Source organism: Geminocystis sp. NIES-3708 (assembly GCF_001548095.1).
Lineage (GTDB): Bacteria > Cyanobacteriota > Cyanobacteriia > Cyanobacteriales > Cyanobacteriaceae > Geminocystis.
In genome coordinates, this window is record NZ_AP014815.1 from 865,746 (window position 1) to 880,335 (window position 14,590).

The 14,590-nt window shown below is 34.6% G+C and carries 11 protein-coding genes and 1 tRNA gene; 7 read left to right on the top strand and 5 right to left on the bottom strand.

The features are described 5' to 3' along the window. Positions 1-130: 130 nt before the first annotated feature. Both GM3708_RS03805 and GM3708_RS03810 read right to left on the bottom strand, forming a co-directional pair. Entirely contained in the window at positions 131-466 is a 336-nt protein-coding gene (locus GM3708_RS03805; RefSeq protein WP_304440343.1) for a 2Fe-2S iron-sulfur cluster-binding protein, read from the bottom strand. Positions 467-974: 508 nt separating this feature from the next. After that, positions 975-2,249, bottom strand: a complete 1,275-nt coding sequence (locus GM3708_RS03810; protein WP_231933061.1) for an efflux RND transporter periplasmic adaptor subunit — start codon at positions 2,247-2,249, stop codon at positions 975-977. An 89-nt stretch (positions 2,250-2,338) separates the two neighbouring features. Here GM3708_RS03810 and GM3708_RS03815 point away from each other — a divergent pair, with 89 nt between their 5' ends. Further along, positions 2,339-2,782, top strand: a complete 444-nt coding sequence (locus GM3708_RS03815; protein ID WP_082713989.1) for an ABA4-like family protein — start codon at positions 2,339-2,341, stop codon at positions 2,780-2,782. Positions 2,783-2,809: 27 nt separating this feature from the next. Here GM3708_RS03815 and GM3708_RS03820 read toward each other — a convergent pair whose 3' ends face one another. Beyond that, positions 2,810-3,991, bottom strand: coding sequence for an aldo/keto reductase (locus tag GM3708_RS03820; protein ID WP_066344260.1), 1,182 nt, complete (start codon positions 3,989-3,991; stop codon positions 2,810-2,812). Between the two features lie 153 nt (positions 3,992-4,144). Here GM3708_RS03820 and GM3708_RS03825 point away from each other — a divergent pair. After that, positions 4,145-4,218 (top strand) — tRNA-Val (locus GM3708_RS03825). An 818-nt stretch (positions 4,219-5,036) separates the two neighbouring features. Here the strand turns inward: GM3708_RS03825 and cas12k are convergent. Then, positions 5,037-6,863 (bottom strand): type V CRISPR-associated protein Cas12k, encoded by a 1,827-nt coding sequence (cas12k, locus tag GM3708_RS03830; RefSeq protein WP_066344262.1) that lies wholly within the window; start codon positions 6,861-6,863, stop codon positions 5,037-5,039. A 199-nt stretch (positions 6,864-7,062) separates the two neighbouring features. Between cas12k and GM3708_RS03835 the strand changes: the two genes are divergently transcribed. Then, positions 7,063-10,269 (top strand): type I restriction-modification enzyme R subunit C-terminal domain-containing protein, encoded by a 3,207-nt coding sequence (locus tag GM3708_RS03835; protein WP_071827574.1) that lies wholly within the window; start codon positions 7,063-7,065, stop codon positions 10,267-10,269. Positions 10,270-10,290: 21 nt separating this feature from the next. Here GM3708_RS03835 and GM3708_RS03840 read toward each other — a convergent pair whose 3' ends face one another. Then, on the bottom strand, positions 10,291-10,758 hold the full coding sequence (locus GM3708_RS03840; protein ID WP_066344263.1) for a hypothetical protein: 468 nt from the start codon (positions 10,756-10,758) through the stop codon (positions 10,291-10,293). 75 nt (positions 10,759-10,833) lie between these two features. Here GM3708_RS03840 and GM3708_RS03845 point away from each other — a divergent pair, with 75 nt between their 5' ends. The 4 genes from GM3708_RS03845 to GM3708_RS18220 all read left to right on the top strand — a co-directional run bounded on the left by GM3708_RS03845 (position 10,834) and on the right by GM3708_RS18220 (position 14,344). Further along, positions 10,834-12,243 (top strand): N-6 DNA methylase, encoded by a 1,410-nt coding sequence (locus tag GM3708_RS03845; protein ID WP_066344264.1) that lies wholly within the window; start codon positions 10,834-10,836, stop codon positions 12,241-12,243. A gap of 108 nt (positions 12,244-12,351) precedes the next feature. Continuing rightward, entirely contained in the window at positions 12,352-12,558 is a 207-nt protein-coding gene (locus GM3708_RS03850; RefSeq protein WP_066344265.1) for a type II toxin-antitoxin system HicA family toxin, read from the top strand. A gap of 4 nt (positions 12,559-12,562) precedes the next feature. Further along, the gene (locus GM3708_RS03855; protein WP_066344268.1) at positions 12,563-12,784 is read left to right on the top strand and encodes a type II toxin-antitoxin system HicB family antitoxin; all 222 of its coding nucleotides are present in this window, start codon (positions 12,563-12,565) and stop codon (positions 12,782-12,784) included. Between the two features lie 12 nt (positions 12,785-12,796). After that, positions 12,797-14,344: a restriction endonuclease subunit S gene (locus tag GM3708_RS18220; protein WP_066344269.1), complete on the top strand. Its 1,548-nt coding sequence runs from the start codon at positions 12,797-12,799 to the stop codon at positions 14,342-14,344. Positions 14,345-14,590: the final 246 nt, after the last annotated feature.

Consider the following 14,590-nt stretch of genomic DNA (forward strand, 5'->3'; position numbering starts at 1 on the left):
TTGCTATTATCTATTAAAAAGGCTGAAAAATCAAAAGTATTAATTTAAAAAACTCCTTATAATTTTTGAAACTAAATCACTAATTTAATTCACAATAATTGTTGATTGTCAAGGATCTATTTTAAATTATTTACATATCCAATAAAGCATCTTCTTGATTAGTTAAAATAACACAATCCGAGGTAACAAAAGTTCGACAAGTTAATAAAAATCCTGCTTCTTCTTCCTTCGGTTGTAAAAAAGTGTGATCATGAATGATCGAACCTTCTACCAATTTTCCAGTACAAGTTACACAAACTCCTGCATTACATGATGAGGGTAATTTTATCCCTTGAGTTATTGCCACATCACTAATATATTCACCCTCTTTTACATTTAACACTTTTTTATTCCCATCAGGAAAAACTAATGTTACGTTGTGAGTTTTCACGGCATTTTTAGGTGGAGTCATTGTCATAGTAGCCATAGTCTTTATCTCCTAATTAATAGATAGTAATGAATCAAGAATTATGGAAAGATAATTTTAAATTGTTGACTATTTAAAACAATATATAGTAATCCTAAATTATAAGTCAAAAAAATCAATGATTAGAAAAAAACATCAAAAATACTATTACCATTATGATAAAAGCCGATTTCTTAATTCTCTAAAATGAGAACGTTTTTTCTCAAGAATAATAATGGCTACCATATTTATTTAAAACATCATCAATAATTTATCATTCATGTTTGAGATATTAATTTTCGTAAAATTCTCTTTTTTTATAAGTATAAATACTTATTTTTATCTCAATTTGATTAAACTTGATTTAATGTTTTTTACTTATTATTGAATATAATTTTAACAAAAAAAAGTCCATTACTTAACAAAAAAAATTAACTGTAACAAATGTTAACCTTTTAGCTTTTTTAATGTTGAAGAAGCCCTACAGTTTGTTTTTCATAAATCCCACCTCATTTATCTACTTATCATTTCAGTTAATAGTCGAAATGGCACTCAACCTAACGGTTTGTCCATTTTCTAATTTACCACTACTTTTAACTATTAAACGATCATTAGAATTTAGTCCTGATAATATTTCTACTTTGCCATTTTTATTCTCTCCTATGGTAACTTGTCTAGTAATTACCTGTTCATTTCCATTGATATTATCTAAAATAAAAACAGTATTTGAAAGTTTATTACCCCTAGGATTATCTATTTTTAAGGCTGATTCAGGAATAAGAATAGGAGGATTTTCATTATTATTAAATGTTACTCTAGCTAATAAACCACTACTAATTTTTTGATCTTGATTACTTAACAAAATTTCTAAAGGAATTTGCCTTGATTCTTGATTTGCTGCTGGTGATATTCTATTAATAATACCAGTAAATTTTTGTTGAGGAAAAGCATCTAAATTAACATTAACTGTTTTTCCTAAAGTTAAGTTTTTTAATTCTAATTCTGATACTGCAACATTTACTTTTACTTGACTAAAATCTCCTATTCTAATAATTTCTCCTCCGGGTTGAATTAAATTTCCCTGTTCAGTCATTCTTTCTAAGACGTAACCACTACTAGGTGCTTTGATTTTCGTAAAAATTAATCTCTTTTTCTCTTCTTGAATAACAGCTTTTTGACTTATAATTCTTCCTTTAGCTGTTTCTACAGTAGCTTTTTTGACCTTTACTTGAGATTCCGATGCTTTTACCGACTGTTTAGCAGTTTTTGCTTCTGTCATAGCTAATTCTACATCTCTTTTTGCGATTGCTCCATCATCATATAATTCTTTTAACCTATTCGCATCAACCTCTGTTTGTGCAAAACGTATTTGATCAGATTTCACCTGTGCTTGTGCAGAAATTACATCTGCTTCAGCTTCGATAACTGCGGATTGAAGAGAAGCCAATTCTGCTTCTGCTTTATATAATGCCGCTTTTAATAAAGTATTATCTAATTCAGCAATAACTTGTCCCTGACTAACTTTATCACCAACATCCACTTTCAAACTTAATATTTGTCCTTCAGCTTGCGATCGCAATATAATTTGTTTAATAGGTTCTGTTGTACCAATATATTCTTGTGATTTATTCAGAAACTCTCTTGTCACTTTTATCGCATCTACGGCAGGGGGAGGAGGATTTTTACTTACGTCTTGCTCTTCTTGTGCTTCGGTTTTCGATTCCATAAAACACCCCGTCAAAGGTGATAACAATAAAAATAAACATCCATATTTGACAATGGTATTAGTGGTGAGAAACATCATTCGCAGTTAAATAATATAAAGATTTATTAACAAAAATTCTCTTTTATTGTATCATTTCAATATTTGTACTGAAGGTGAAAATGCAGATTATGGACTTAAATTTTTTATTTAACATAGCAAATATTTTTGTGCTTCCATTTTGGTTATTAATTATTTTTATGCCAAATTGGGTATTAACTAAAAAAATAATGGAATCTTACTTAATATTTTTACCACTAATTTTTTTATATATTTATCTTTTTATTACCAGCTTAAACCCAGAATCAATAGCTACTTTATCTAATCCTCAATTATTAGATTTAGCCAAAGTATTTAGTGATCCTGTCGTAACTTTTGCCGGTTGGGTACACTTTCTAATATTAGACTTATTTTTGGGAAGATATATCTATTGGCAAGGACAAAATGAAAAAATTTGGACAATACACTCATTAATTCTTTGTTTATTTGCAGGACCAATTGGCTTTTTATCCCATATAATAACTAAAGCTATTCAAACTCAATTAACAAAAAAAGTTGAACCTGAATTAACTTAGATTAATTGTTAATTATTAATTGTTAACCTAGCTTTGAGATAAACGCTTAACTTCTTCTCCCCCTAAAATCTTCTGTGCTTCCGCCAAAAATTGAGGTATTTTATCTTTATATGGACTATTGACTAAACATTGGGTTAAATTAAATTCCTCTAATTTATCCGCTTTTTTTCCTGGAAACCAATGTCCTCCATTACCTAACAAATTGTAACGCATTTTCCCATATTCGACTAAATCGTAAGCTAATACTAAATTTCGTAACCATAAAATCATGGGTATATTAATATTACCAGGGGTTTGTTCATGATTCGGTAATCCAATATGCCATGTGTTTAACCATTCTTCCCCTAATATTTCTTTAGCATGGTTTTCTAATCTTTCAATAATTGGGGGTAATAATTCTTTTGCTTGAGGAAGCAGTGATAAGGTAGTTAAATGTTCGTCAAAATCTGAAGGTTTTTCTGCACCAATACTCAAAGTATGTATTTCAGGACGAGATAAACAAAATAAATTATTGAAAACGATGGGAGAAAGAGGTTTAGTTAGATTAATTAACTTAGAAGGTGATTGATAAAGCATACCCCCTTTATTTGAAGGGCTAATAATAAAAACACCCATATCATGGTGGTTAGCCTCTAAAATTGCTTCCCAATTATTTTGATATATCCAATACCAATGTAAATTTACATAATCAAACTCATTAGTTTTGATCGTTTTTACGATTATATCTGTTGGTGCATGGGTTGAAAAACCAATAAATCTGACTTTCCCTTCTTGTTGCAATTTCCTCGCTTCTTCTAAACAACCACCCTCCTTCATCGTACAATCTAATAGTTCAAAGGTATTAATACCATGTAAACCTAGTAAATCGACATAATCAAGATTCAAATAACTCAGAGATTTTTCAAAATTAGCTCTAAATACTTTACCATCTTCTTCTGGGGAGATTTTGGTTTGAATAATAAGTTTTTCTCTTGGTAATGTTGGCAGAATTTGTCCTAATTGTATTTCTGACGAACCATAAAATCTAGCAGTTTCGATATGATTTATGCCAATTTCTAAGCTTTTTTTAATAGTTAATTCTAAATTACGTTGATTATCTTCAGGGATTTCATTTATGGGTAAATCTTGCCATTTATATTGATAACGCATTCCTCCGCAGGAAAACACAGGCATAGATAATTCTGTTCTACCAAATCGGCGATATTCCATTATAGATATTAAAAAAGACAATAAAATTAAATTATAAAAGTATTTTGGATGCGAAGATAACAGTGTAGATAAATTTAGATTGAGAGTAAAAATATTAAATTAGGAACTTACCTTGCATCATTGTTTCATTGAAGATATAATAAATTACAGGAAGGACGTATAGCTCAGTTGGTTAGAGTACATCGTTGACATCGATGGGGTCTCGTGTTCGAGTCACGATACGTCCATTTATTTTTGTACAGTGCCACATTAATTGTCATCGGTGACAAATTAATGTCGTTATGCCAAATTCTTGTCTTTTAATAAGCAGTGACAAATTAAATGTCGTCTAATAAATTTGCCTTGTGGTTTGTTTCGATGGTGGGGAAATTTAATTTTTATTTGTGACCCCATTGATGTCCTTTCAATCTATCCTAAGTCGATTATACTGTATTGATTTATTTCGGCTCGATCGATCATTAATTTTTTGTCTTACCCTAATTTGATCGTTGCTCAGATATTTTCAATCAACCCCAAAGGGAAAACTTGATTGAAACCATCAATGGAGGCAATATTCCCCGATTAGATAATTTTTCAATCAACCCCAAAGGGAAAACTTGATTGAAACCCCGTGCTTCGGAAGCCTTATACAGTAAGAGATTGAATCCATATTTGCGTAAGGTTAAGGAAAAAAGTTCATTTCAGCTAACACGTTTTTACTTTTAAGGGAAGAACAGTTCTTAAAAGGTTTGATAGATATAGTTTCTATCGTTAGCGTAAGGGGTAACAATGAAATTCCACATCAAGACCGAAAAATAATACAGTCTAAAGGATAGATTCCTCCTTGGTCGGAGGTGATTCAGTGCCATCACTATAGTACGTCTATCCCCTTTTTGCTGGGTGCACACCTTATTCCCTACGGAGTAGGCAGCATCAGGGTGGACAGTCACTAGGGTCAGAAAGCACATCTGTTATGATACAGACAAACGAACCCTCATTTTACATAGCACAGAGGTCGAAACATGAGCTACGGTGCGATTAATATTCAATTTTCAAGGTTCTATAATCATTCCAAAGTTAATATTGCCATTTGTTTGGCTTTTTCTTGGGGGCTACCTCGAATGGGTTGTTTTACTTCTTGAATCAAAATATCTAATTTCGAGGCTTGAAGTTGAATACTATCAATTAAACGTCCATAACTCCAATGGTGAATATTGATTCGATAATTCTTCAAATATTTTTTCTGAGCTTCTTTACAATTTGGAATCTTCGCCTCGGCTTTTGCTTCTATCTCAGCTTGAATGGAATCTCGAATATTTTTCAAGTTTGGAAGAAGTATTGTACTAGCTTGATACTGCTTGGCTATTGAAACAATACTTTGAGCTAATAAACGATCGAGATACTGCCCTAACTCCGATTCTTGTTGAGTGAAAAAATCAGAAGAATTTTGTCTCTGGGTTTTATGTCTTTGATGAGAAAGTCTTTGCTTTTGGTTACGTTGACGATTAAGCAAGTGATAATTATTATCTAATAGTTGTTTCGTGCTTCGATAAGTTAAGACTTCTTGCGAAGACATATTGAACATAGCAATAGTTGCAGGGTATTCTAAACTCATGGAAACAGCAACCACAATATTTTGATTCCCTTGATATAAAGGTTTACTTGGACGGGGGAAAGAATTATCAAGACGAGCGAGAGTCGATTGTTTGCGTTTGATAAAAGCATCTTGAGTTTTAGTTCGCTCACTTTTATTATTCATAGCATCAATGAGATTAACAACCTCTTTCACCTTCTTCTGTCGAACTAATTCCGTACCTTCTGCCGTCTCAAAACAAGTATCTAAAGAGCAATATAGAGTCAAATGATTATTTTGCCATGCTTCTTGTTTGCCCTCATGTTCTTGCCAGAGCAACATTCCTGAGCGTAGAGTAAATAAAGCACTAGAGTGTTGATTTTTTCCTTTTCTTTTGACTTCCTGATCCTCATAAAAACGCTCAAACCATTTTAACTGCTGTTGATCACAATAGATTTCAAAAACAAGTTTACCCAAGCCATTAAAAGTAACACACAAACGTCCTTTTTTGTTCTTACTCCATCTTAAATCTTCATTGGTATTGAACATAACAGGATAAGGAACAGACTTAGATTGTCTAAGTAATTGATCTTGCCATTGTTTTGCTTCCTCATCAGTTTGCGGAATTGTGTTAGAAACTAAATTGAGCATCCCTAGCCATGAATCATTAGTAAGATTTCTTCCCATAGGAGGGCTAGAGTCTATTTTTTTTTGCAATTTCTCTATCTTAATCTGTAGTTTACGGCGACGTTTCTGAAATTTTTGATAATCTTCGGGTTTCTCAGGAAGTTTACGTCCATTTTTAAGTAAGTAAGATATTGCCGATCGAGTTAGTAAATCTGATGTCGATTCATAAGTCTTAAAATAGTCATCGGGAGAAGAATCTTTTAAATCTTTATCTAACAATTCTCTAGCCTTGACTCTAATATCCGTTAAGGAAAAATTAGTTTCATTCTTGAATTCTGTATCACTCTTAAACATCTCAAACCATCTTTGCTGTCCTTGCAACCGAAAACGTAAACGTCTCTGGGTACGCAAGTAAGATTTATAAATATAATCAACAAGATTTATGGCACTGGCATAAAAACGGGATGGTTGTCCTTCAAATTCTGCTCTTTGTTTTAATTGATCACATAGTTTACTAATTAAACCTGATGGTAATTTACCTAATTCGCACCATTGTTCCAAGTCTTCATGTTGAGATAGTTCTAATAGTAACTCATTGATCAAGGGTGTATTCTTCTGCACCATCAAATTCCAGAGTTGATGACGATTCGATTTACTACTAATTAGACGACAATGAATAGTGATAACAGCCATTTCCAGAATAACTCTATTTAGTATTTTTGTTCGACCTTAATGTTTGAATCTGATTCTAACAAACTTTTTTCAAACTGTCTAGTATTTGTTTAAAAATAACATAATGTTATCATTAAAATAGTAATAACGTAAAAGTCTGCTTTTAGGTACAATAAAAATCTAGTAAAAATGATTCCTTGTTAAAAAACTACTTAAGTTGATGTTTCTTACCACTAAAACAACTTCACAGATAACTGGTTGTACTTTGCGTCAATTGCAATATTGGCGAGAACAGGGATTAGTAGTACCAGAGGTAGATGCAACAGGAAAAGGACGTAGTGTATTTTACACCAGAGAAAATTTAGTAGTTTTAATGGTGATGCAGAAATTATTGTCTGGGGGATTAGATTATTCTCAGGCTTGTGCTGGATTGGAAGCGCTTAAAGAACGAGATCCCCATTTTACGGATTCAAATATTCAAAGTCGTTATCTCTTATCTCATGATGATGATCACACAATGGTAATTATGGATTTTGAGATTAATAATATAGAACAATGCTTAAAAAAAGGATGCGCTGTTATCCCCATTTGGTTAGATGAGATTCATTCTTCTTTAACCGAAAAACTAGATCAAGTTTCTTCTCAAGAAATCGATCATCAAGAAATAAGACAAAAGGCACAGCAAATGGAATCAGAAGCTACTACCAGAAAGAATCGTATCGATCAGATTTTATCGGCTTTAGGATGGAATATAGTGGACTATACTCCTGATCTTGATAGCTCTCAATTAGTCAATCATGGGGTAAGAGAATATCCTTTAACTACGGGGAGAGCAGACTATGTTTTATTTGTGAATGGCTTATTAGTAGGAATTATTGAAGCGAAGAAAATATTGATCGAGCCATTATCGGCATTAGAACAGGCAAAACGTTATTCAAAAGGTGCATTTGAAGGCATCGGAAATTGGGAAGGTTATCGAGTTCCATTTCTGTACTCTAGTAATGGGCAGTTAATTTATTTCCTTGACGTGCGAGAAAAGTTCAATTTAGCTCGTGAAATTAGTTCTTTTCATACCCCCAATGGGTTGGCAGAATTATTAAAAAGAAAAGTATCTTTCTCCTTTGAGTGGCTTGAAAATAATCCGATCGAACAAAATGAGCATTTAAGACCATACCAAGTAGAAGCGATCGCATCCATTGAAAAAGCTATAGCCGAAGGGCGACGAGAATTATTGGTGGCGATGGCAACAGGTACAGGAAAAACTTTTATGATCGTTTCTTCTATTTATCGTCTATTGGTTTCTAAAAGGGTGAAACGGGTATTGTTTTTAGTCGATCGCAGGGCATTAGCTGCACAAGCAGTGAGAGCGTTTGCGTCCTTTTCGACTCCTAATGGAAAGAAGTTTGATCAAGAGTACGAGGTTTATAGTCAACAATTTCAACAGGAAGATTTTGGAGAGGAAGACAAGTTTAATTCCAAAGTACTACCGAATAAGTATTTGACTGATCCTTCAGAAGTTCATACTTTTGTGTATGTATCAACTATTCAAAGGATGAAACTCAATTTGTTCGGGAATGCTAATAATCATGTCATTCTGAACGATAGTGAAGAATCTGAGAGATTCCTCGACAAGTTCAAAAAGACAGAAAAATCAGAAAATGTCATAGTGACAGATGATAGTGGAGATTGTGAATTTGAAGATGGTGTGGAACAGTTGCCAATCCCTATTCATGCCTTTGATCTCATTATCTCTGACGAGTGTCATCGAGGTTATACTGCCAGTGAAAATGGTTATTGGCGAAGAGTTTTGGATCATTTTGATGCCATTAAGATTGGTTTAACAGCCACTCCTGCCATTCATACCCTGAATCTTTTTAAAGAGGTTGTTTTTCGTTACAGTACAGAACAGGCGATCGCCGATGGTTATTTAGTGGACTATGAGCAGGTTAATATTAACTCGGAAGTGACTATTAATGGTGCTTTCCTAAGAGAAGGAGAAATGGTTACAAGGGTCGATCAAGAAACAGGAGAGAATTTTTATGATCAATTAGAAGATGAAAGAGAATTTAATGCTACTGACATAGAACGTAAAATAACAGTACCCGATCGCACTCGAAAAATTATTCAAGAAATTGCTAAATATGCCGAGCAACATGAACAAGAAACAGGGCGTTTTCCCAAAATATTAATATTTGCTTGTAACGATTTAGAGCATACTTCCCACGCTAATCAGGTGGTTTCTATTTGTAAGGAAGTCTTTAACAGGGGAGATGATTTCGTCCAAAAGATTACGGGGAAAGTCGATCGCCCCTTACAAAAAATAAGGGAGTTTCGTAACCGTCCTAAACCTGCCATTGCCGTTACAGTGGACTTATTAACTACGGGTATCGATATACCAGCCATTGAGTTTGTGGTGTTTATGCGATTTGTTAAGTCTCGTATTCTTTGGGTGCAGATGTTGGGAAGGGGTACAAGACTATGTAAAGACATAGATAAAACTCATTTTAAGGTGTTTGATTGTTTTAATGGCTCTCTAGTAGAATATTTTGCGGATACCACTGATTTTCGCTTTGTGCCTCCCCGTCAACAGGCTATGCCTTTAAGTCAGCTTGTGGGTAATATTATCTATGATGTCGATCGAGAACGTCATTTGGATATGTTAAATCGGCGGTTACACAGAGTCGATCGCAGTATCGCCACTGAAGCGAGAGAGCAATTAGATTTGTATTTAAATGGTGCTAGTAACAAAGGGTTAGCTCGAACTTTTCAAGACTTATTTGATGAACAACCAGAAGAAGCCCTTTCATTATTACAAGATCAAGAATTTATAGATTTTCTGGAAGACTATCCCCGTCGCAGAGCTACTTTTTTAATTGCGGAGGAGGTTGAGGATACTGTTACATCGGAAGTGGTGGTGCAGGGGCAAAAGCCAGAGGATTACTTAACGGCTTTCTACCGTTTTGTCGAGGAGAATAGCGAACAGATAGAGGCGTTACAGATATTGCGTCAACGCCCCCAAGATTGGGGAGTAGAAGCCTTAGAGGAGTTAAGAAGTAAGTTGAAGGAGCATCGTTTTACAGAGGATAATTTACAAAGGGCTTATAAGTTAGTCCATCAAAAGGCTTTAGCTGATATTATTTCTTTGATCCGTTCGGCTTTTGATCATTCTTATCCTGTTTATACCGCAGAAGAAAGGGTAGAAAGGGCGATCGCATCTGTGACTGATGGGAAACAGTTTACCGATGAGCAATTAGAGTGGTTGGGTTATATCAAGCAACATCTAATCCAGAATCTCAGTATCGATTTAGATGACTTTGAATATGCCCCTATCTTTGAATTGCATGGGGGGAAAATCAAAGCTCAACAAGTTTTCTTTCAGGATTTACAGGATTTAGTAAAAATACTAAATCATCAAATTGCCTTGTAGAAAATACCTAAATTTCACACATTAGGTATCTGAATGTGGATCTAGACTTCTTGGATATAATATTTCCGGAGTTAATTTTTCTATTGAGGCAAGTATTTTTTCCAAAAGTTCTTCAGCATTTCCATTTTCGGAAATAACACAATCTTCTTGAGGACACTCCATATTCCAAAAATATTCCTCAAACTGTTCTTCTATATCTAAATGTTTATTTTCCCAAACCGATAGTGAATAACAATATATTTCAGCTTTTTCGCAATTAAAATCAATGTAAATCTCAAAATACAAACAGTAGTCATCAGACTCATACACATACCATTCATTTCCTTCATGAGCATAAACTAAGTTAACAGCAGCCATGGGTGATTTTATGAATCCCATTTTTAATAATTCATCTCTGATCCATTTTTCTTTATTTTCTCTTTCTAATTGTTTTTGTCTTTTAGCCTCTATTATTTGAGTTAATTTATTGGTTGACTTATCTGTTGACATTTTTATTCACAGTTTGCAAACATTGAAAATACATCTACACTTGATCATATCATTCTTAATCAAAAATATTCATTAATGAATCCTCTTTTAGAACCATCAAGTATAGTTAATCAATTATGGGAACTCTCAGAAGAAAACAAAAAGGATAAAGATAATGATTATATCGAACAGCTAACCTATCTGTTATTCCTCAAAATGACGGATGAAAAAGCGATCGACGTTCCCTCTAATTGTGATTGGAAAACCCTTAAAGCCAAGTCAGGAGAAGAATTAACCGAACATTATCTTAATCTGATTCGTACTTTACAAAAAGAACAGGGGTTATTGAGTGACATCTTTAATCAAGCCATGCCCCGTTTTAATAATCCTGTCAATTTGAAAAAGGTAATTAATATCATTGATGAAATTGAATGGACAAGTTTAGGGGTGGATGTGAAAGCCGAAGCCTTCGAGGGATTGCTAGAAAAGGCGGCTAGTGAAGGGAAAAAAGGTGCAGGGCAATATTTCACCCCTAGAGTCTTAATTCAGTCTATTGTCTGTTTAATGAAGCCTGATCCCAGACAGAGTATTGATTTCAAGGTTTGCGATCCTGTGTGTGGTACTGGCGGTTTCTTAGTATCCGCTTATCAGTGGTTATTACAAGAAACGGGGGGAGTATTTGACAGGAAGGAGATTAAACGCATTAAAACCGAAACTTATTACGGACAGGATTTAGTACCTCGCCCTCGCCGTTTAGCGTTGATGAATCTCTTTTTGCAAGGATTAGAGCCGACTATTTATCTAGGAGATGCTATATATGAGCCTGATAGTGGTGATCGCTTCGACTGTATTTTATCGAATCCCCCTTTTGGCACGAAGGGAGCGAATCAGTTACCAGTCCGAGATGATTTTACCATCGAAACCAGTAACAAACAACTTAATTTTATTCAGCATATCCTGACTATTTTAAAGCGAGGGGGTAGAGCTGCGATCGTCCTTCCTGATAACTGTTTATTTGAAGATAAGGCAGGAGAAGTGTTTAAGATTCTCATGGAAGATTGTAACGTACATACGGTATTAAGACTGCCGAGGGGGACTTTTACGCCCTATTCTCAAGGGGTTAAGGCGAATGTCATCTTTTTACAAAAGGGCTTGCCCACCGAAAATGTTTGGATCTTCGATGCTCGTTCAAATGTACCAAGTGTGACAAAAAAGGAACGCCCATTAACTAAGGCACATTTTGAGGAGTTTGAGCAGTGTTATGGGGATGATCCTAATGGTAGGGCAAAACGGACGGATTTGGGCATTGAGGGGCGGTTTAGATGCTTTTCTCTGGATGAAATTAGGGCTAGGGATTACAAGCTCGATATTACTTGGCTTAAGGATGAAAGTTTGGAGGATGCGGACGATTTACCTGAGCCTGATTATTTGGCTAGTGAGGCTATTACCGAGTTAGAGGCGGTAGTTGACAGTCTTAAGGACATTTTAGAACTAATTGAGGATTAATTCCCTTGTCATGCTGAGGTAACGAAGCATCTCAGAGATTCCTCGACAAGCTCGGAATGACAATAATAAACGCTCGAAATAAGATAATAAAAGAAGGATTCATCGAAAGTGCCGAAAAAAATTAGAGAACTTAAGTCGATGTTGCTCAAAGCAGGATTTATTTATCGTTCAGGAAAAGGAAGTCATACTGTGTGGAGTCATGCCCTTTTAGATTATAGTTTAACCCTTTCTGGTAAAGATGGTGCTGATGCAGATCGCTATCAAGAAAAAGATGTTAAAAATGCCCTCAAAGACTTAGAAAATATACCGGAGTAAATCAATGAATTGTCAATATAGTATTCTTATCCAATGGTCAAACGAGGATCAAAAATATATCGTTAGTTTACCCGAATTTGGTCCTTATGCTCATACTCACGGGAATAGCTATGAGGAAGCGTTAAAAAATGGTCAAGAGGTTTTAGAGTTATTGATTGAAGACTATCAAGCCAGAAATAAGCCTTTACCTAAGCCAAGTAATTTAAAAGTCACCGTTGAAGTATAGGAGAATTTATAAATGAAAACAGAAAGTTTAAAAGTAGATGATAAGTTACCTCAAGGAATGATTAAAACATGGAATATTCCCAAACAATGGGCTTGGTTAACGTTAAATGATATTGCAGAATGGGGGTCTGGTGGTACTCCAAAATCAAGTCAGTCAGAATACTATGGTGGTGATATTTCTTGGCTGATCATTGCGGACTTAAATGATGGAGTTGTTACAAAATCAGCAAAAACCATTACAGAACTTGGCTTAAAGAATAGTAGTGCAAAATTAGTTGACAAGGGTTCTATTCTTATTGCAATGTATGGAAGTATTGGTAAGTTAGGAATTGCAGGAATAGAATGCACGACAAATCAAGCGATCGCATTTACTAAATCTATCCTAGAAGAAGTTGAAACCAAATATTTATTCTATTACTTACGAAGAATTAGACAAGAATTGCTTGATGTAGGAAAAGGAGGAACACAAGCAAACATAAGTCAAACTGTTTTAAAACAAGTAGAAATTCCGATCGCCCCTTTAAATGAACAAAAGCGAATAGTAGCGAAATTAGAGAAGTTGTTAGCAAAGGTGAATGAGAGTTGCGATCGCCTCTCCCGAATACCAACCATCCTTAAAAGATTCCGTCAATCCGTCTTAGCTTCCGCTTGTTCAGGGCGTTTAACTGCCGATTGGAGAAAATCACATCCAAACATTGAACCTGCTGAGAAATTATTAAAACGTATTCAAGAGGCGAGAATAAGACGCTATGAGGAAGAATGTACCAAAGCTAAAGCAGAGGGAAGAAGAAAAACTAAAGTGATTGAATTTGACAATAACGAAATCAATAATGATTATGTTTATTCTATTCCTGAGACATGGACTTGGAGTTATTTTGAAAATTTAGGTGAACTCAGCAGAGGTAAATCAAAACATCGTCCTAGAAATGCACCCGAACTATTTGGGGGCGATTATCCTTTTATACAAACTGGTGATATTGCTCAATCTAATATTTATATAACTTCTCATCGTCAGACTTATAGTGATGTAGGATTAGCTCAAAGTCGTTTATTTCCTGAAAATACTTTATGTATAACGATAGCGGCGAACATAGCTGATACAGCGATACTATCTTATCCTGCTTGTTTTCCTGATAGTGTAGTGGGATTTATTCCAGAGCAAGGATTATTTAAAGTTTTATTTGCACTATGTTATGTAAAAACAATTCAAAATGATTTGGAGACTTTTGCCCCCGCAACTGCTCAAAAAAACATCAATCTTAAAATACTAAATACAATTCCTGTCCCCGTTCCACCTCTTGAAGAACAAAAAGAGATAGTGAAAAGGGTAAAGGCATTATTCAAAAAATGTGACTTAATCGAACAAAGATACTTAAAAGCCAAAGCCTACACAGATAAACTAACCCAATCAATCTTAGCCAAAGCCTTTCGAGGAGAATTAGTACCCCAAGACTCCAACGATGAACCAGCAGAAGTATTATTGGAGAGAATTAGAGAGGAGAAAACCTTAACCGAGAAATCAAGCAAAAGTAAGAAGACAATCGATCGTAAAACCACCTAACCGCCTTGTCATTCATTTCCTCCCCTTTGTCATTCTGAGTTTACGAAGAATCTCTCTTAGATGCTTTCTATTGTCAGCATGACAACAGTTTTTATGTCATTCTGAGTTTACGAAGAATCCCCCCCAGATGCTTCCTAACCTCAGCATGACAAAGGTTTTTATGTCATTCTGAGTTTACGAAGAATCCCCCAGATGCTTCCTAACGTCAGCATGACAGTAAATAGGTTTATCATTTATTTTTACATC